The organism is Acinetobacter sp. PC34 (assembly GCF_051789135.1).
GTDB classification, from domain to species: Bacteria; Pseudomonadota; Gammaproteobacteria; order Pseudomonadales; family Moraxellaceae; genus Acinetobacter; species Acinetobacter johnsonii.
Genome location: NZ_CP196664.1, coordinates 1,646,015 through 1,666,485, shown reverse-complemented (window position 1 = coordinate 1,666,485; position 20,471 = coordinate 1,646,015). Strand labels below are relative to the sequence as shown.

Annotated in this window: 15 protein-coding genes; 4 read left to right on the top strand and 11 right to left on the bottom strand. The window is 38.5% G+C overall.

The features are described 5' to 3' along the window. Window positions 1-510: 510 nt before the first annotated feature. The 11 genes from ACSC9N_RS08095 to ACSC9N_RS08045 all read right to left on the bottom strand — a co-directional run bounded on the left by ACSC9N_RS08095 (window position 511) and on the right by ACSC9N_RS08045 (window position 14,088). The gene (locus ACSC9N_RS08095; RefSeq protein ID WP_010326717.1) at window positions 511-1,275 is read right to left on the bottom strand and encodes an OmpA family protein; all 765 of its coding nucleotides are present in this window, start codon (window positions 1,273-1,275) and stop codon (window positions 511-513) included. 6 nt (window positions 1,276-1,281) lie between these two features. Continuing rightward, a complete protein-coding gene (gene tagF / locus ACSC9N_RS08090) occupies window positions 1,282-2,238 on the bottom strand; it encodes a type VI secretion system-associated protein TagF (RefSeq protein ID WP_010326718.1) in 957 nt (318 codons plus the stop codon). Between the two features lie 36 nt (window positions 2,239-2,274). After that, window positions 2,275-6,033, bottom strand: a complete 3,759-nt coding sequence (tssM, locus tag ACSC9N_RS08085; protein WP_171293180.1) for a type VI secretion system membrane subunit TssM — start codon at window positions 6,031-6,033, stop codon at window positions 2,275-2,277. Window positions 6,034-6,123: 90 nt separating this feature from the next. Further along, complete coding sequence (locus ACSC9N_RS08080; protein WP_094148603.1) at window positions 6,124-7,551, bottom strand: hypothetical protein; 1,428 nt, start codon at window positions 7,549-7,551, stop codon at window positions 6,124-6,126. Next, complete coding sequence (tssG, locus tag ACSC9N_RS08075; protein WP_094148604.1) at window positions 7,544-8,542, bottom strand: type VI secretion system baseplate subunit TssG; 999 nt, start codon at window positions 8,540-8,542, stop codon at window positions 7,544-7,546. The genes ACSC9N_RS08080 and tssG overlap by 8 nt, the downstream gene beginning before the upstream one ends. Continuing rightward, entirely contained in the window at window positions 8,506-10,314 is a 1,809-nt protein-coding gene (gene tssF, locus ACSC9N_RS08070) for a type VI secretion system baseplate subunit TssF (protein ID WP_010326722.1), read from the bottom strand. Before tssF ends, tssG begins: the two co-directional genes overlap by 37 nt. 12 nt (window positions 10,315-10,326) lie before the next feature. After that, the gene (gene tssE / locus ACSC9N_RS08065) at window positions 10,327-10,803 is read right to left on the bottom strand and encodes a type VI secretion system baseplate subunit TssE (RefSeq protein WP_010326723.1); all 477 of its coding nucleotides are present in this window, start codon (window positions 10,801-10,803) and stop codon (window positions 10,327-10,329) included. A gap of 66 nt (window positions 10,804-10,869) precedes the next feature. Continuing rightward, a complete protein-coding gene (locus ACSC9N_RS08060) occupies window positions 10,870-11,373 on the bottom strand; it encodes an Hcp family type VI secretion system effector (RefSeq protein ID WP_004693082.1) in 504 nt (167 codons plus the stop codon). A gap of 46 nt (window positions 11,374-11,419) precedes the next feature. Then, window positions 11,420-12,901 carry a type VI secretion system contractile sheath large subunit gene (gene tssC / locus ACSC9N_RS08055; RefSeq protein ID WP_004693079.1) on the bottom strand — a complete coding sequence of 494 codons (1,482 nt, stop codon included), beginning with the start codon at window positions 12,899-12,901 and terminating at the stop codon, window positions 11,420-11,422. Then, window positions 12,894-13,397, bottom strand: coding sequence for a type VI secretion system contractile sheath small subunit (tssB, locus tag ACSC9N_RS08050; protein ID WP_395475137.1), 504 nt, complete (start codon window positions 13,395-13,397; stop codon window positions 12,894-12,896). Before tssB ends, tssC begins: the two co-directional genes overlap by 8 nt. A gap of 40 nt (window positions 13,398-13,437) precedes the next feature. Continuing rightward, on the bottom strand, window positions 13,438-14,088 hold the full coding sequence (locus ACSC9N_RS08045; RefSeq protein WP_094148605.1) for a hypothetical protein: 651 nt from the start codon (window positions 14,086-14,088) through the stop codon (window positions 13,438-13,440). Between the two features lie 359 nt (window positions 14,089-14,447). On the opposite strand from ACSC9N_RS08045, the gene tssH reads away from it, so the two are divergent. Genes tssH through icmH form a run of 4 tightly spaced genes read left to right on the top strand, consistent with a single transcriptional unit; the run spans window position 14,448 to window position 20,466 of the window. Then, window positions 14,448-17,135 carry a type VI secretion system ATPase TssH gene (tssH, locus tag ACSC9N_RS08040; protein WP_439036134.1) on the top strand — a complete coding sequence of 896 codons (2,688 nt, stop codon included), beginning with the start codon at window positions 14,448-14,450 and terminating at the stop codon, window positions 17,133-17,135. 21 nt (window positions 17,136-17,156) lie between these two features. Beyond that, a complete protein-coding gene (gene tssA / locus ACSC9N_RS08035) occupies window positions 17,157-18,287 on the top strand; it encodes a type VI secretion system protein TssA (RefSeq protein ID WP_094148606.1) in 1,131 nt (376 codons plus the stop codon). A gap of 5 nt (window positions 18,288-18,292) precedes the next feature. Then, window positions 18,293-19,657, top strand: a complete 1,365-nt coding sequence (gene tssK, locus ACSC9N_RS08030; RefSeq protein WP_439036133.1) for a type VI secretion system baseplate subunit TssK — start codon at window positions 18,293-18,295, stop codon at window positions 19,655-19,657. An 11-nt stretch (window positions 19,658-19,668) separates the two neighbouring features. Next, window positions 19,669-20,466: a type IVB secretion system protein IcmH/DotU gene (gene icmH / locus ACSC9N_RS08025; RefSeq protein ID WP_005399426.1), complete on the top strand. Its 798-nt coding sequence runs from the start codon at window positions 19,669-19,671 to the stop codon at window positions 20,464-20,466. Window positions 20,467-20,471 lie beyond the last annotated feature (5 nt).

The window sequence follows — 20,471 nt, the reverse complement described above, 5'->3', positions numbered from 1 at the left end:
CCAATTCACGATTCAGATCATTAAGGAAAACATGAAATAAAAAAAGTAGATTTACCATGAACCACAGTCCATAAATAAGATGCAGATAAAGACTTATGATTCGAAATGCACATTTGTTCAAAACAGTTAATTACGACAGAAAAATAGGCGTTCTAACCAGAGAAGATTATTCATATATGTGCGATCTGCTAGAGACAGCACTAGAACAATTACAAAATTCAGAATTAGACAACGATCGAGAAATAGATCAGCTCAAACGGTTTTTTATCAAGTTAGATCATCACATTGATAGGCTGCGCGCGTAGATTTCGGCATAACGTATATTATGTTCATTAGCGTACTCGGCATCGTGAATATAATTTTACTGGGATTCACGATGTCGAGCTGTAGCACCAACTGAGGTTGCGTAGGCTACAGTCTTAGATATGCTATTTAACATAATATACATTATACGTAATCTAAGTCATTTATAAAAAGCCACATCATCAATTGTGGCTTTTTATAAATGACTTAGATTACGTCAAATTCAATTCGACGGTTTTTCTTACGACCATCTGCAGTCGCATTATCAGCAACAGGTTTGTTCGAGCCTAATCCTTCGACGCTTAAACGTTCAGCTGCAATACTTTTATTGATCAAATAGTTTTTAACAGCTACAGCACGCTCTTTACTTAAAGCAAGATTCTTTGCAGCGTCACCTGAACTATCTGTGTGTCCAATAATTTTAACCTTTTTTCCACCAACCTTATTCAGAGCCACCGCCATTTCATCTAAGATTTGAGTTCCACTCATAGCCAAAACTGCACTGCCAGATTCAAATTCTATAATTCTGTTTTTAAGTGCTTCATCTACAATTTGCTGCTCAGCCTGATTGACAGAAAGCTGCGCATTTAAGCGATACGGTGGTGTTACTAAACTTTGGAATAAGTTTGTTGTTGGCTGAATTTCATTTGAACTCGATATTTTTCCATTAAGTTCCATTTGCGTACCACGTACAGAAAGTTTACCTTGGTGAACTTTTTTTAACTCTGGAACCACCATATTCGCAACAGATTCACTCCAACCATTCGGAGCATTAACTGCTTTAACCTTTATTTTATCAATCACTTGGTCAGTGCCATAGACACTGTACATCTTGTTCAAAATGATTTGCTTACTGGCATCATTTGGAACAACACCTTCAATAATAATCGGTTCAGCCCAGACATTCACGCTCAAAACCAACGTTAAAGTCAGCAGCCATTTATTCGACTTAAATCTATGATTTATTTTCATATTTTATTAATCTATAAAAGTTTTTTTAAAAAGTTTCACAGCTTGTATTAAGCTCAATTGCCGCTCACACAAAGCTTGCTCCAGCGTTGCCAAACCTGCATTTTGCTCTAAATATGCATCAATCCAATTGGCTTGAACCAATGAAACCCAGTGATCTGAATCTAACTTTTGCGTGAAAATTTCACTTAAAGTCATAATATCTGCCCCTTGAAAGCCAAAAAGCAGTACCGGTTTTTCGCTATGCAAAATCCCTATCAGAAGCTCAGCATTTTGATTTTGAATAAAAAAACTAATTAGATTGACCCAAAAAGCTGCAATTTCATAGCAGTAGCTAGAGTTATTAATAGGTAAAATCAACACTTTAGTTAAGCGACTAGTACCATGTTGAATGACGGGCTGTAACAATAACCCGAGTCCAATCATGCTTTGTGCAAGCTCGTAACTGCTCATTCTTAGTAATTGAGCAAATGAATGTATCGTATGGTGTTCATAAAATGCCGAAACTTCGCTGTGATTAAAAACTTGTATCTCATTATTTAATTTAGATAATTTATCGAGCACGATATTAGGGTCACGTATCGAACGTACCACACGATTCTTTTGAAATAAGTCGATTAAAGTTTGCTTATAGCGATATGGCGCATAAATAATATTATCAAAACTATTTTCAACTTCTAATAAATGACTCAATACCATTGGAAATTGACGGCCAGAACTATCGTGACTGGCAATCAAATTTGCCACAAGAAAATTATTTTCTTGTGGATTGGCAATAAAAAAGTCTAATGAAGGTAGCTTTTCATACGCTTGACTAAATCCCTCTGATTGCATGGCATGTTCTAATGCTTCAGTAATCCACTGATCAATTAGTTGAATTAAGGCATACTGACCGCGTGTTTTTAAGAAATCACCACGTGCAGGACATTTTCCGTAATATAAAGCTAAAGTCCGCAGTTCATCCATCGCAATACTCCTTACAACCTAGCCACTTTCTAGAAATCATAAACGAGGCTCCTGTATACCTGGTGTTGGAGCTTTAGGACTTGCAGCTGTTGCTGAAGGTGTGGTTTGCGCTGCCACCACACGTACGGATTTATTGGTGACAATTTGATCGACCAGTTGCATGCCATTGTAACTGCGCTGCCCGCCTACTCCACCATTGGCGTCCCCGCTGATTAAACGGAAATTGACTTTTACTGCAAGCTCTGGATTTTGCTGATTTCTCCAAATCATTTCATAGCTTCCGCCACGTTGCGTTCGCTCAGCACCATCAATTAAACGATTAATACCATATTCACCAGGTGCCTCAAAAATCGTATGCGTTTTCCCATCTAAATCAATGGCTGTAATACGTGCACCTGGAATTGCTCCGGCATTTGGCCATACAAAATTCACCCATTGTTGAATACCGTTTTCATAAAGCATTCTTTGTCCATCAATATCAATGGTATAGGATAAAAACTTAGGATTTTCAATTGGGTAAAATTGAAAATTGGATTGCGCCGTAGCCGCAGGTGCAGACGAAGCTTGATTTAACGCTCCTGTTGCCATCCCATTACTTGGCGCAACATAGCTTTGAAAATTCATTACAAATTGTGGATTCAAGCTGATCCCTAAATCTTTCCACGTCTTAGAAGTCAAGGTATAACCACGACGAATAACAAGTGGATCAAGATACTCTTTGACATAACGCGCAATACTGCCATTTTCGCCAAGAATCTGGCTAATTTCATTGCTTGTTGCTTGCAGTGTCGCTGAAGAGTTAAATGGATATTTTTTACTCAGGTTCGTATTGAAAGGTTGGTAGACTTGCATAACCCATAGCTTATTCATCTCATCTTGCGCTGGGAGAATTAAACTTTCAAATGATTGTGTCAGTGGCGACATCAACAGCTTTTGGAGCAGTTTCTGATCAACCTCAGATAGGCCAACTGACATTTTTTCATCGACCAACTTCTGCGTTGTATTAAAGACAGAATTTTGCTCATTAATGGTCGACTTAACCAAACTCATCGCAGATGGCCCAATATCACCTGAGCTTTTCAAGTCATTGAATTTACTTCGAACTTGAGCTAAAGATTGCATGTATTCATCAAGCAAAGACTTATTTTGTTGATCATCACGTTTACGCACCAACTGATAAAACATTTGGAATTCTTTAGAAATCGGGCCTTGCGCTTGATTCATGACTTTAGCATCAATCTGAGTTTCATCTCGTCTTAATACTTTGCGTTTAAACCAAGCCACAAAACCTGTTTGTGGCGCTGCCAGCTCCGCCATTACGACTGGATTGTCCCAACTGGTTTCTTTCGCAACGCGATCAAAAACACTACGAATGGGTGAGTTTTCAGGCTCGCCTAAAACTTGGACAAAGCTCGCCTGTTGTCCGTAATCCTTAGCTTTGGCATAATGTATCGCACCTAAAAATTTCCGCCATTCCGCAATATATTCTTTTTTATAGAGTTCTGTGAGCTGTTTACGGATTTGATCTGGGCTACCACTAAATGATAAGTCATCCGACTGTGTGCTGTTGAGTACCCAGTCTTTGGTATCCGTAGGTCGTTTTGCAACTTCATCGATGGCTTGTTCAACATATTCTGACCATGCAGCATGTGTAAACATACCCGGTAAGGCATAACTGCCTAAGATTGCATTTTGATTGGCATCGCCAAGCATTTGCTTTATGGTTAATGCTGGATAACGGACAGCCGCACGCATTTTTAATTCATTATAAACTCGGTCTCGTGCAGGCATTCCACGAATAACAGACAGAAGAACTTGACGCGTTTGATCCACCACCAAGCTGTCTGAGCTGAGTACTGGAAATTTAGGATCGCCAACTAAAGTCATGCTATACGACAAAATTTGCTCTGCCTTTTGGATCATTTCTCCGCGCGGCATTTGACCACGATTATTATCCAACCATGAACGCCAGAAACGTGTGACTTGATCACTTAAATGACTTGCATCCATATATTGAGTATTACCCATCATTAAATAGGCTTTTAAAGCATTGTATGCATCTTGTGGATTTGCATCATTAGGCTCTAAATATTGCTGGGTTTTCGCAACAGGTGTCAGCTCTACATTTGCATGGTTTGTGCGCAATTTTTCTTCATTGCTTTTCACCCGCTGTAGATATTGGGCAATATTTTGTTGTGTTGGAATCAAGACGATTTGCTCAACACCCTTTAAATATTCTGTTTTTAGCTTCTCCTGCAGCTCATCTCCCTGATATAGACCAAAACCCAGCTTTAAAGGACGATCTTCTTCAAATTGGTCCAACTGCTGCATACGTTCCTGTAAAATCAAGAGTGCACTCAGTTGTGTAGACAACTCTTGACCCGATTGCTTTTCAAGTAAAACGACTTTGTCTAAATCGGCTTGTACGTCTGCAATCAATTGCTGATTATTCCGATAAGACCACACCCATAGACTTAGAATAATAGCTACACCAAATAAAGCGGCAACAAAGGCAATATAACGCTGACGCTTTCGGCTAGGGTTAATATGTTGTTTAACGAGGTTCTTGTCTTTGAGAATAATGTCAGAAAATAAACCTTTTAAAAAATAGCCATGGTTTTGAGAAACTGAGCGCGTTGGAATGCCATTTTCATTGTCTAAACCTTTTTGCAATAAAAAGTCTTGAGCAATTTGCTCGGTCATTGGACTTTCAATAATGCCTTCTTGCAGCGCACTGGTGAAATAAAAGCCACGGAAAACAGGTTTAAATTGATAAGGGTTATCTTCAAACAGTGTGCCGATAAATGTCTTTAACGCAGGCTTTAAGCTCTTAAACTCTAAAGGAAATGTCATGACACTTGGAGAAATATTCTGCGAATGTCGGCGGCTGAGATGTGTCGTACTGACGCCTTTTAAACCGTCATATAAAATTGAATAATGTTTTTCAAACAATTCAACAGCATTATTGGCCCCATCGGTTGTATAAGGCAGTGTTGCCCCCCAAACCTGATCAAATTCACCGACTTCATAGCATTCAAAAAACTCAGTAAAACCTGCAATCAAATCCATTTTAGAGAAGACCAAATAAACAGGCGAAAAAACCTCTAAACGCTCAGTAAGATCTTGAATTCGTGCACGTAAATTCTTTGCCAGTTTGATCGACTTTTCTGGACTGTTACTCACCAACTCAGCAATACTGACAATCACAATCAAACCATTGATTGGTGCTTTGGAGCGGTTTTTTTTCAAAATATTTAAAAAACCTAACCATTCAAAATGATCTTCCGCATAAACGGAATAACGCCCTGCAGTATCTAATAACACGCCTTCTGTTGAAAAAAACCAGTCGCAATGACGCGTTCCGCTGAGTCCAGCAGAAACTGATTTTTGATGGGTTTCTTCAAAAGGAAATTTTAAACCTGAGTTATAAATGGCCGAACTTTTACCCGCAGCAGGATTACCAATTACCATATACCATGGCAACTCGTAGAGTGCAGCATTGCCCTTTTTATCTCCCAGTTTTGATTTTCGAATCAACTGAATAGATTCTTTCATTTGTTGCTGAATCAAATGAAGTTCATCTTTGTTTTTTTGTTTGCCATATTCCGCATTGGTATCATGTGCAATGGCATCGGCAAGAGCTTCACCTTGTGCTGCATGTCGACGACGTACAATGAGTAAATAAATCCCCCACAGCATCACCCCGAATACATAACAAATCATTAAAGGCCAAAAGATTTTGGCTGGAATGACGTTATACATGGCCATTAGTGCGACAAAACCCGATATGGCCATAATGGCTTTCGGGTTGCTCACATACTGCCAAACATAACCTAAGACGTTATAAAATAAAGAATTCACAATACTCTCTTATTCTTTTTTAATTTAAATGGTTGGTTCTATAGGGATATTACTGTCTTCACACGCATGTAGAAAACAATGTGTAGACAATTGATCAGTGCTATAAATCATCGCCATCAACTCATCAGGCAAATGCATACTCAACATAAATCCAAATACTTTGGCCAAATGCTGCGTATGTCCAAAGCTTTGTTTGGTATGAATGAAGTGATGCGATTCAATCCCACTTCGATCGAAAGTTTGGTTAAGTTTTTTCATGGTTTGAATGTCTGTAATATCATCGAGCATCAGCACAAAAGGCTGAATATCTTTAAATTGTTCTAATTGCTTCATCGGTGGGGATGCAAAATGATTGGCAAGATTGGCCTCGTTTAGTGCAATCTTGAGTTGTTTTAAGGGTTTGATATCAAGTAATGGTAAAGAAGATGATGCTAAGCACCAACTAGAGGCATATTCAGCAGGCAAGTAATGGTCGGTTAACCATGTTTTTTCATCAAGCAGTTCTTGGTCAATTTCTGAATCTACATTCAGGATGAACGTGATTTCTTCTGACTGCTGAGAAATTTGCTCCAATAACAGCATCCACTCTTTATAGGCTGTTTCTTGACTGAAATAATGGTGCTCAAGATGAATTTGCTGCGTAATCATGCCCAGTGAACTTAAATAATCCTGTACGACACCACTGCTTTGTTCTTCATTCCAAGCATGTAACATCGATTCAGGCAGCAGCATATGTATATTGATACGGTTTAATTTAGCAACCTGCTGCACATCAGGTTGTTCCTCTGGTTCATTGCTATCATATTCACTCCTAGGATCAATCCATGCCGGATGCATACGATACTCATAGGCCAATTCACTATCATAAAATAAGGCAGATTGCTTTAAATGCTGTGAGATTTGCCACAATGTTTCTGCATGTTGCTCTAGTTGATGCTCGATCAGGGCTTGGATTCGCAGATGGCGCGGATGATCAACAACTTCATCATCGTCCTGATTTGTAATGACATGATCTAGTGCATGTATGCGATAAGACAGCATCGGTAAGCCATAGGCATTTTGTAATTGCGTATCGAGCTCTGGGCTTTTAAATTTTTTAATCTCGTCAAGAATCTCGTCATTTTCCCCAAAGGCACTATATGCAGACGAGGAATAAATATTCAGGTTTAACCACTGAACTTCAACAGCTCCAGCCTGTTGGTTCTCATCATCCTGATGCTGCTCTACTTGTGCTTGTTTTTGTTGCTCTTTACGCTTTTGGTGAGCTTTAATTGCACGATAAATAAATACTGGAGACCATAAAATTACGCACAGAATCAATGGAAATAGAAGTAAATAATTAAGCAGGTCTGCCCCAGTTGGGTCATACTGAATATCACGCCAGTAAAAAATGACGATTCCTGCGACAAACAACAATAAGCTGCTCAAAGTACCAATAAAGAGCTTAAGCATGTCCCATCCCCATCAATGTATAACAGGTTTCGTGATTGTGTTCGGTCGGCATCGGCATTAAAAAAGCGCCTTGTGATAAACCAATGGTCATCGTTGAACTCAGCTGAATCGGTTGAATATCCTCTTTCCTCAGGATGATTCTTAAATCCACCCCAAGCGTTGGACTCAGCCAGCTTGCAAGTAATCGTTTAAGTTTTATACTCTCAGCTTGATCGGGTAAAAATTTTAAATACTCGGTGTATGAGACGGGGCCAACTTCTATTTCAATTTTTCCATCTATTTGACGGATATTTTCTCCACAAAAGGTATTAATGCCTAATTGATTATTGCCCCCCAGTGTGCTTCTTTGTTCAGGGGACAAGCGAAAGATCTCTTCCACAAATTCTTTAATTTTAAACGGTTGCTTAAACACACAGCCCAGCATGGTTTTTAGCGCATGTGCTGTATTATTTTGCCCCTGCATTAATCCAGCGAATTCAGCAAAATAATCATCTAAGTCCTGTTGCTCATGTTGAGCACTCACATAACCATTTAGTGCATGCAAAATATCGAGGTAATGGTTTTCTTGCTCAATCTCATAGCGAATCGGTAAATGGTAAGCTAAAGAGGCGTCCACATATTGCGCCGTGAGCTTGTGATTAAATAAACCTAAAAAATGAAGTGTTTCATTCCGTTGTATACGCGCACTTTGTTTAATTTTATTGGTATAGCTATACGGTAAGGTGCCCTGAATCCCAGTTAAACCAATCATTAAGTTGGTTAAGTGAATTTTTTCTTCGTCAAGGGTCAAACTCTCAATTTCGGCATTCGGGAAATTGAGATTCAGTGAACTATGAAACTTAAACTGCTTTGCCCAATCCCCTTCTTTTTGGGCATGGGGAGCTTCCGCATGACGTAATAATCGCGTGGCCTGAATAAATTCAAAAGCGTTCGGTTGTTCAACCAGTACGTCAACTATAGAAGTGTCTTGCCACCAACGTTCTGCACGCATTGGTATAACTCCTGTTGAGATTGAGCATCTGAAATAACAACATCGACAAAACTGTTCATCTGGACTTTTAGATTAAAGACATGCGACAACAACTGACTAAAAATATACAGGCTATGTCCTCGAAACACTTTCGAATCAACCCCTAGATTTACTTTCAACCCTCGTATAAAGAGTGGGAATGGTTTTGCATCCACCATCTTTTGCTTTAATTCAAAACTAACCGACTGAATCGCATTAATAATAAGGTGGTTTTCTTTGAGCTGAGGCAGGTTATACAGTTCAAGCAATTCCTGAATATGGCTTAAAGCATCGCCCTTGGTGAGAGATAAAGTATTTAATGATAAATGCGAAATGATCCGCCATTGCTCTTTTTTATTTTGTTCAAAGTAATAGGGTTTATTCGGTCTTTTTAAAACCACAGCTCGCCGTGCCAGACTACTGTCATTCAAATTTAATATATTGTTGGCTTGGCTCAATGCCTCATGGGGTAAATCACGATTGGAGCATAATAATTGCGTACTGATAAAATCAGATTTGGTTGTTTCAGGTGATAAATGTTTTGAAATAATACTATAACCTGTTTCAACATATTTATTTTGTAGCTGTGCCGAATTCAAACTATAAAAAAACTGAGTCTCATCCTTTTGATAATGACTCATCGCAAAGAATGGATAAATGTCAAAAGTAGTTTGATCTTTATTTGACTTTTCACGAATCATTTGCATTTTAGTAATCGAATAAGTTTGATAAAACTCAGGATGATGAGCATCGGTAATTAAAGGATATTCGAGTTGTTGATGATTAATTTTTTGAGGTTCAGCCTGTTTTTTAAATAAATTGATAACTGGTACTACATATAATTTAAAGTTCGCGATATTCAACTCAGAATAATTTCGAATATTGACCTGATCATTTAAATTCAGTTTAAGATGAATCAAAATTTCAAACTGATTTTGCTCTTTTTCTAAATATTTTAACAAACCTAAGTTCATATTGAGGAAATTAAATTTTTCAGAAAAACAGAAATATTCCATCAACAGCCGGTATGCATGATGTGTATGTTGATCCAAGGGCAACAGACTTTCAGTTTCAGCAAAACCCATGATACTAAACGGATTTGTGATGTCGATGACGCGATGACCAACCTTTAATGAAAATCCTGTACTCGACTGGAACACAGCATCCAAAACTTGTAGTGGAAAATTGGATATCGCATCCAAATAAATAGGCAAATTTTCTTTTTCTAAAATTCGATGTGCCTGATTAAAAATATTAAATCCTAAGCTAAGCGTTGCATTTTGATTTAAATGCATATGCGCACTAGGATTGGTTTTAAAATTGAGATGACTAAGTTCAATGGGTAATAACTTTAGTTCTTGTGTGGTGCTAAATTCACACTGTACACCTTTAAAACTTCTTGATTTTATTGCAGTATTTTTAGGAATAAGATGAGCTTCAGTTAATTGTTTACACTTATTTAGGTCTTCAAAACTGACCACAGTACATGCAGGAAATGGTTTGAGGTATTGAGGGAACATCACCTCAAACAAAGACCGAGTAAAGATGTCGTAACTGTCCGCCAGTTTCTTATCGATTCTTGCTGCAATTAAAGAAAAGGACTGAATTAAGCGTTCTATATGTGGATCATCTACTTGCTCTTGGTTTAAGGATAAACGCTGAGCGATTTTTGGATATTTTTGCGAAAACTCACGGGACTGCTGCCCAAATTCTTGTAATTGTTTTTCGTAGTACGGTAATAATTCTTCAATCACAAATCAGCCCCATTAAGCTCTTGCAGAAATAACATATTGTTGTGTTGTCGGTTTGAGCAAAGCATCAAAAATCACGGGTTCATATAAAGGATGAATATTTAAATAGGCTTGAATACTCAAACACAACGCCCCCATATTCTGTCCATCAAGCAACATTTCGACTTTGATTTGTTTCAGTCTCGGCTCATGTGCAGTAATAGACGCTGCAATCGACTGGCAAATTTTATCGCGATCGGTCGGATTTGCAGTCGATAATCCAACAAAATCAATGATTCCAAATTGAACAATGGACTTTTTCACCAACGGAAAAGCATCAATTGAATCATTAAAATTCGCCATACGACTGTTCAACAAATCTTCTAAGTCGGTCGCGACGGATTCACGTAGCTCCTGAAGAGACATCCCCAATCGGTCCTGTTCAGTGGTCGGTAGTAATCGGTCAAATAGCGTTTTTCTAAACCCATAGGGATAAAGCTGATCTAGATTCATGTTGATTAAAATCATCTCGCATAAATAAAGGCCAACGTTGGTTAGCCTTTATTTTTTCAGTTATTTTTATGCAGCGTATGATGCAGTATTGTTTGATAGAGACCATTTCTTGGTCACAGCACCTTTTTGTGTGCCATTAATATCTTGCTGGTTATACGTCCATTCCACAGCAGCATATTTCAAACCAAACCCTTCAAGCGGAACACCTTCCTCACTTACTGTTGGCGTAACACTTGAAACCAAAACATGCTTCAATTTAATTTGTAGATACTTGATGCGCTTATCGCCATTTGCACGATAAAAATCAATTTGTACTTCATCAAAGGTATAACCCGCTGAACATGCTTCCCAAAGTTTTGGACTGGTTGCATCCAAATCTTTAACAAACAGCATATCAGAATGTTCAACACGTTCCGCTGTATGACCACCAACACTTGATGATGTTGCAGACTTTGGCTGACGAATATTGTGTGACCAAGAGTTCACCTCTAACCAGCCTTGGTGCTCTGTATCACGTGACTCGCCATCGACCTTATATTTACCTCTGAACTGTACGTATATGTCTTTCATTTGTAATCTTTTCCTATTCTAAAGTTATTATGTGTTGGCACTCAAATTAGTTTGAGGACTGAGGTAACTCAGTAACAAGTCGCAGTGATACTGACAACTCATCCAACTGGAAATGTGGTCTTAAGAAAACCACAGATTTGTAGTGCCCCGGTTGTGCTGGGTTCTCTACAACTTTGACAGATGCTTCACGCAGCGGATATTGCGCTTTCGCCTCTTGTGAAGCCCCGTCATCAAGCAAAATATATTGAGCCAACCACTCATTTAAAAATGTTTCAATGTTTCCAGCCGAAGCAAAACTTCCGACTTTATCGCGCATCATGGCTTTTAAATAATGTGCAATACGTGAAACGGCCATAATGTACTGAATTTGGCTAGATAAAGCAGAGTTCGCATTGGCAGAATCGCTATTATACTTTTTAGGTTTCTGCGTCGATTGCGCACCAAAAAATGCTGCATAATCCGTGTTTTTACAATGTACTAAAGGAATAAAGCCAAGATCACTGAGTTCTTTTTCACGACGGTCGGTGATGGCAATTTCAGTTGGACATTTAAAGACCACTTCACCATCACTGGTTTTAAAGGTATGAACAGGTAATCCCTCTACCAAACCACCACCTTCAACACCACGAATGGCAGCACACCAACCATGCATATCAAAAGCATTGGTCAAACGCGTACCAAAAGCATAGGCTGCATTCATCCACAAATATTCATCATGATTTTGCCCAGAGACTTCTTCCACAAAGTTAAAGCCTTCAGTCGCTGTACCTTCCTTAGGGTGATAAGGCAGACGCCCCAATACACGTGGCATTGTTAATGCAACATAGCGCGCATCATCACTTTCTCGGAAAGAACGCCACTGGACATATTCAGCGGTTTCAAAAATTTTGGATACTTCACGCGGACGGTCAATATCCGTAAAGGATTCCAATCCGAGGATGTTGGCATCTGCTGCGGAAATAAAAGGTGCATGTGCAGCTGCAGCAACATGTGAAATTTGTTCCAGCAAATACATGTCTGAAGGTGTACGATCAAACTCAAAATCGCCAATTAATGTGGCATATGGCGCACCACCAAATGACCCATATTCTTCTTCATAGATCTTTTTAAACAATGTACTTTGATCAAAGTCCGTTGCGCCTTGAAAATCCTTGATTAATTCTTTCTTCGTTGTATTCAACATACGAATCTTAATCAATGGATTAGATGGCGTTTCTTGGCAAAAGTAATATAAACCGCGCCATGTCGATTCAATTTTTTGAAATTGTTCATCATGGATAATTTTACTGAGCTGCGTCGAAATGAGCGCATCAATTTCAGCAATACGCTTATCAATCGATAATGTCATATTTTCTGAAACAGTAATCGTCCCCGCCATCACTTCTTTAGCAAGTTCGCCAATTAAACTTTTCGCTCGATCATGCTCTTCTTCATTTCGAGCAATTCGACTACGTTCAACGATTGAATCTAAAAGCGTAAATTCTTCAGTAGTATCTTGAGCAACTGCAGCGGATTGGGCATTATTCATTTTCAGCCTCCACACTCATTTTGCGTACTTGATCTGTATTTTGCAGAACTTGATCAAGTAGATCTTCTAAGCGCTCATTATTCGAAATTTTGTTACGCAAATCAGTTAAACGTTCACGAGCTTCCACTAATTTTCTCAATGGATCCACTTGCTGAACCACATTTTCAGGACGAAAATCTTCCATCGACTTAAACGTCAAATCAACAGACATACGTCCACCTTCTTCAGTCAATGTATTTTCAACTTGATAGGCTGCACGTGGTGCTAAAGACTCCATGACTTCATCAATGTTTTCCAAATCAACATTAATAAATTTTTTGTCTTTGAGCTTGGTTTTTTCTATTTCAGATACCGCTGAGAAATCACCTAAAACACCAACAACAAATGGTAATTCCTTAATTTCTTTAGCATCACCAACTTCAACATCATAAGTCAGTTGTACCCGAGGTGGTCGAATACGCTGTAACTTTTTTTGGACGCTTTCACGTTTAGCCATATGAAAATCCTGTTTTTTATTATTTCAAAAATGAAAGTTTTTAAAGTGAATTGAAGGGATTTGTATTCGGTTTGCTCGCCACTTCTGTTGATTGTACTTTCTCAACTTTTTTGGGTTTTGCCACCTGAGCCGTTGTTTTCTTTGTGGTTTGTTTGGTTGAACTCGCAGTCTTACGCGTGGTTTTCTTTGGTGCTTTGATCACCACAGCCTTTGCATCACTCGTATCTGGCGCAGGCAAAGAATTACGAACGAGATTAGACAGCTCTTTGGCAGGCGGATAGGTTAAATCTGTAGATAAATAGCGCATTTCTTCTTGACGCATATGGTTTAACGCCGTATTTGCAATCGAAACGCCAGCTAAAAACCGAGTATCTGTTAATGATGTATGATTAATATTTCGCGCATTTAACTCTTCAACCAGTTGAAGTGCTTTATAACTTTTCCCAAGTTCTTGATATCGACTAGCAGCTTGAACCAATAATTTATTTTTTAGCTCATCATTTTTTTTATTTTTACTATCGCAAATCTGTGCATATAAATTTAGTAAATCATGATCAGTTTCACCATTTACCAATGGGTAATTTTTAATACACTTATTTTTTAAACTAATACCCTCTTCTACCGCTGCAAAAGCAAATGGTGTCGCCGTTAATAAAACGAATGTAGGTAAAATTAAATAATATTTTTTCAAAACTTGCCTCAAACCTTTATGAATAAAAATTAAAATTATTATCAGTAACTTCGATTTAAAATATACACACCCTAGGTAAATACTTTCTGCTTATATAATGCGCTTGGATTTAACAAAAATATGGCACCTAAAGTCAAGGTAAAAAATGTTACTCAAAAGTAACTGTGTTTGCTTTTTGTAATATATCTTCTTTTTTATCTAAATTTCATTTGTGTATTATGATGGCATATATATAAAATACCCGCCAAATAGCATTTATAATGGCTTGTAAAATGCTAATTTATAAATAATTTTATATTTACACTAAAAACACAGATAGCCATTGGCATATTTGTCTTGTAAAAACTTTGCTATAAAGCATGACTGAGTTACATATGAATAACCTTAAAATATTAATTAAGAAGCTATCTAATCATGCGCGTGTTGCTCTAGAGAAGTCTGCAAATAGTTGTATTAATCAACAAAATTATGAAATCGAAATTGAGCATTTTTTTCTTGAATTATTAGAACAACAAGAGCCAAATGATCTCCACTTATTGGTTGAAAAATATAAAATTTCCCATGATTTTTTAGTTAAGGATTTACAACTCAGTCTTTCCCAGTTGCCTAAAGGAAATACTCGCACCCCGATATTTGCTCAATCCATTATTCGTTTATTGGAGCAAGCGTGGTTACTTGCTTCAGCCGAACAAAATCCTGTCATTCGAACAGGTCATATTTTGGTAGCACTTTTAACAGCACCAGATTTGCATCAAATGGCATTACGCGCTTCGGGCCAATTTGAACTGTTCCCGATCGATACAATGAAGCATAAATTTTTAGACCTATGCTCAAACAGTATCGAACAAGATGTTTTACAGGAAACAGCACCAAGCGAAAGCACTGAGCCTGCACAGCATTTGGCTAAAAACAAAACGCCAGCACTTGATCAATATACAATTAACCTGACCCAAAAGGCACAAAGTGGCCTTATCGACCCCGTTATTGGTCGTGAGTTTGAAATACGTTTAATGCTCGATATCCTAATGCGTCGACGCCAAAATAACCCCATTTTAACTGGTGAACCGGGTGTAGGAAAAACGGCTGTCGTTGAAGGTTTGGCATTAAAAATTGTGAACAACCAAGTGCCTGATGCTTTAAAAAATGTTCAACTGCATACGCTTGATATGGGACTATTGCAAGCAGGTGCCAGTGTAAAAGGTGAATTTGAAAATCGCTTGAAACAAGTGATTCAAGAGGTTCAGTCTGCCACTCATCCTATAATTTTATTTATTGATGAAGCACATACTTTGATTGGTGCGGGAGGTCAAGCAGGCCAAAATGATGCTGCCAATCTATTAAAACCCGCACTGGCTCGTGGTGAGTTACGTACCATTGCAGCAACCACATGGGCTGAATATAAACAATATTTTGAAAAAGATGCAGCGCTCAGTCGACGCTTTCAAGTCGTTAAAGTTGAAGAACCAACCGAAGATGTCGCCATCGATATGTTACGTGCCATGTTACCAGTCATGGCCAATCATTTTAATTTAAATATTGATGATGAAGCTATCATCACAGCCGTACATTCTTCGCATCGTTATATTAGTGGCCGCCAACTCCCAGACAAAGCGATTAGCGTACTCGATACAGCCGCAGCGCGTGTAGCACTCACTCAAAACGCACAACCTGTGAAGTTAGATCAGATGCTTGCTCAACAACATAATCTCAAACTTGAATATGAGATTTTAGAAAATGAACATAAAAATTTGCCGATTCATCATGAGCGCCTACATGATCTAAAGCAAAAACTAGTGCAGCTTGAGTGTGAAATTGAACACACTCAAGCGCAATGGCAAAAAGAAAGAGCGCTTGTTGAACAGATAAAACAACGCCAACAAGATACAACGGTTCACAACGATCAAAAAGAGATTGCTGCGCTTCGTGAAGAATTAAGCAATGTACAAGGCCAGAATCCCTTAGTGTTTGAGCGTGTTAATGCACAAATCATTAATGAAATTATTTCAGACTGGACCGGTATTCCTGTGGGTAATATGGTGAACGATGAAATAAAACAAATTCTCAGCCTAGAAAGCAAACTGGCTGAGCGTGTTATGGGACAAGACTCTGCCCTACATCAACTGGTTCAGGGAATTAAAACATCTAAAGCAAAATTGGATGATCCCAATAAACCGCAAGGCGTGTTCATGTTGGTGGGTCCAAGTGGTGTCGGTAAAACCGAAACCGCGCTTGCGCTGGCGAATGAGCTTTATGGTGGAGAATCCCACCTAATCACTATTAATATGTCTGAATATCAAGAAGCACATACCGTTTCTTCTTTAAAAGGTGCTCCACCTGGATATGTGGGATATGCTCAAGGTGGTGTGCTGACTGAAGCCGTTCGCCGCAATCCTTATAGTGTGGTTTTATTGGATGAAATTGAAAAAGCACACAACGATGTTCAAGAACTCTTTTATCAAGTTTTTGACAAAGGTACGCTTGAAGATGGCGAAGGTCGAGTCATCGACTTTAAGAATACCACCATTATTTTGACCTCGAATGTAGGTTCGAATACCATTATGCAGGCGTGTTTGAATCAACCGATTGATACATGGCCAACCGCGGAAAGCTTAGCAGAGCAGTTAAAACCAAGTTTATATAAACAATTTAAACCTGCTTTTTTAGGGCGCATGCGTATCGTTCCCTATTTCCCACTGCATGATGATTTACTGATTCAAATTATCCATCATAAAATCAAGAAAATAACCTCTCGCCTTGAGAAGCAGTACCAAACCAAAGTTCAATATTCAGAGGAATTGGTAGAACTGTTATTAAGTCGCTGCACGGAAGTCGATAGCGGTGCACGAAATGTTGATCACATTTTGAATGCCAGTATATTGCCTGCTTTAGCCACAGAAATATTGATGGCTTTGGCAGTAGACAATTTGCCTAAAGTCATTCAGATTGATGTCAAAGATGATGAAATTACGTATGTTTTAGACCCTGTCGAAAAGACCACGGCTAAAAAGAAACGACATCCTGCTAAAAATAAAGCGAATCAAGTTTAATAGAATATAGAGTGTAAAATTATGAGCTTAGAAATCGAGTCTTTATTGTCTCCTATCTCAAGCGATCAACCATGTGGACAAGACTTGTCTTTTTCCAATGAATTCCACGCTATCAAAATTGCAAAAACTCAGGATGATCCACTACTCGATCAAGGCGACTGGGTCGCTGAACCTAAGCAAGCAGACTGGCATTTCGTTGAACAAAAATCTATCGAGCTGCTCACGGGAAAATCAAAAGATTTACGCTTAATGGGCTGGTTACTTGAAGCGTGGTCAAATTTATACGGATTCGAAGGCACCGCAAAAGCCTTAGAGCTTATGCATCGAACGCTAAATGAGTATTGGACACAACTTCATCCTGAAATTGAAGAAGAAGATTTAGATCAACGTCTAGGTTTGTTGCAAGGTTCCATTAATCATTTGATTCCACTGATTAAACAAGTCGCTATCGTGAATGTTCCTGCATTTTCACTCAGCGATTATGAAGCCTTACTGAGACAAAAAAATCATTTGTTGAAACAAGTAGAAAGTTATACGGAGGATGCCAATAGCTCTCAAATTTTGGAACAGTTTGAGCTGAGCTTGTTCAACACATCAAAATCATTTCAATATCAGAACTATCAACATTTTTCGGCGATTCTGGCTGAATGGTCAATTTTGAAAAGTGTGTTAGATACCTTAATGGGCTTAGATGCACCAAGCTTTGCTGCTATTGATACTCAGCTTGAAAACATCCACACCAGTTTAAAAAAGCTCTATAAAACCGATGTTTTTACCCAACCTGTAATGGCGACACATACGTCTGAGTCTTCTGCTGCCACAACGATAACAACACAGACACTTTCATTTACTCAGCACAAAGAACAAGAGATTGACATGAACATCGTCCATCCATCCAAAGGCTTTCAGGTTCAACCGCAAAATCACTTAGCAAACCGTGAACAAGCCATGCGGGTATTACAAGAAATTTCTGACTATTTCCAAGCTAATGAACCGCATAGTCCAGTAAGTTATATGTTACAAAAAACCATCAAGTGGAGTCAGATGCCACTACATGAATGGTTAAATCAAGTCATTAAAAACGAAAATCCACTGCATAACGTCCAAGAACTACTGGGCGTACAACAAGCAAATGAATCAAACGATTGGTAATCTAAATGTTTAAAGCAGAAAAAATACTTTGGGGTGAAGGTCTATTTTTACGCCCTCAACATTTTCAATTACAAGATGCGTATCATGAACAACGTCTGAATCATACCATTCGTTCCACGATTCCATTTGCCTATGGCATTCAAAATATTCAATTTGATGAGGCACAGTTACACACACATATCTTGGCACTCGAAAGTATTAGTATGATTTGGCAAGATGGTGAAATCTATCAAGCGCCGACACGTGATTTACTGCCAGAGCCAGTGTTATTAGATGAACTGAATTTACGTGGCGAAATCTTGGTTTATTTGGCTTTGCCGATTGTACAAGCCAATAAGAAAAATGTGAGCGCTGAAAATAGTACGCAGTTCGGTCGCTACCACTCTTATCTGACCTCAACCCACGATTTATTTACAGATGCAATTGCAGCAGATATCACCTTATTGCGCCGCCGTGCAGAGTTTCGCTTGTTAGAGGCGAACGTAGAACCGAATCAAGAGCTGGATGGTTTTTTGTATTTAGCTTTAGCAAAAATTAAACGTCAAAGCTCAGGTCAATTTGAATTTGATCGTCATTTTATTCCGCCTATCTTGCATATTGAATCTTCTGAAAATCTTATCTCGAGTTTGAAACGCAGTTTAAATGTTATCAAAGCGAAAATTAAAACCATTCAAAGTAATAATCGAGAAAACGAGCAAAAACTGATTGAATTTCGCTCTGGCGACATTGTGTCATTTTGGCTGGTTAATGCACTCAACACAGCACACGCGACGTTGAATCATTTATTGCAATACCCGCATATCCATCCAGAGCGGCTATTCTTTGAATTATTACGTTTGACTGGCTCATTGCTGACTTTTTCAACGGCTCATGAGGTTGATCATTTACCTCGCTACCAACATCATAATTTACAAGAAAGTTTTAGTCAGCTCGATTTCATTCTACGTGAGTTATTAGATACGATTATTTCAAACCGCTACATCAGTATCCAACTCAAAGAAACACGACCATCCTATTGGTTAGGCAGTTTAGAGTCAGATAAAATCACCCGAGATTCAAGACTTTACTTGGCTGTTTCAAGCAGCATGATGCAAAGCCAAGAACTGATTCAATTGGTTCCATTGCGCTTTAAAGTGGGCAATACCGTAGATGTGGAACAACGTGTCATCGCTGCACTCCCTGCAGTTCCTTTGCATCATTTAATGCAGGTTCCAACTGCTATTCCAGTGCGATCTGGTGTGAGTTACTTTGAAATTGAACCGAATAATGACTTATACCAACGCATGTTGGATGCCGAGTCGATTTGTATTTATATTCCAGCGGGTTTCCAAGATATTGCTGTTGAATTGATTGCTGTGATGAATGGCTAAGGAAATGAATCATGAATAATGCCCCTTCACTTTTTGATGATGGACAAATTGGAACTGGTTCAATTACTCAGCCCATGACCGCCAAAGTCACCAGTACAACCAACTTGGTTGACTTACTCCATGATGGTTTTTATATTGTATTTTTATTAAAAAACAAATATATACCGAGTAGTTCGACTGAATTTCGTGAAAAAATTCTTGTCCTACTCAACCGTTTTGAAAACCAAGCTCGAAAATTACAATTTTCATCAGATGACATTCAAGATGCTAAATATGCTTACTGTGCATTATTAGATGAAACCATTGTGACTCAGCAAGATGCACAATTTTTCGAGCTACAAAATAGTTGGTTAATCAGTCCCTTACAGCTTAGTTTATTTGGCTCGCAACTTGCGGGTTATCGTTTTTTTGAAATTTTAGAAGAGTTACGCCGTAAAGGAAATAGTCGATTAGCCGCACTTGAAGTTTATCATTACTGCATGCTCCTGGGTTTTCATGGTAGATATCGCATTGAATCTATAGAAAATTTAAACCATTTGGTCGCACGTGTGGGCGATGAAATTGACTATTTGAAAGGAAAAAAGGCTGCCTTTTCTCCTTTTGCATCGCTCCCCGATCAAATTAAACACATGATTCACCGTGAGCTTCCTTTTTACTGGATTTTACTTTTTCTAATCCTATTCGCGCTCTTATCCTTTGCAGGCTTGCGCTATATGTTATCAAAGCAAAGTACGAATTCTTTGGCCACATATGAAAATGTCATTTCTACGCCAACAGAACAGGCACATATTACTATTCATTTACCCTAAGAACT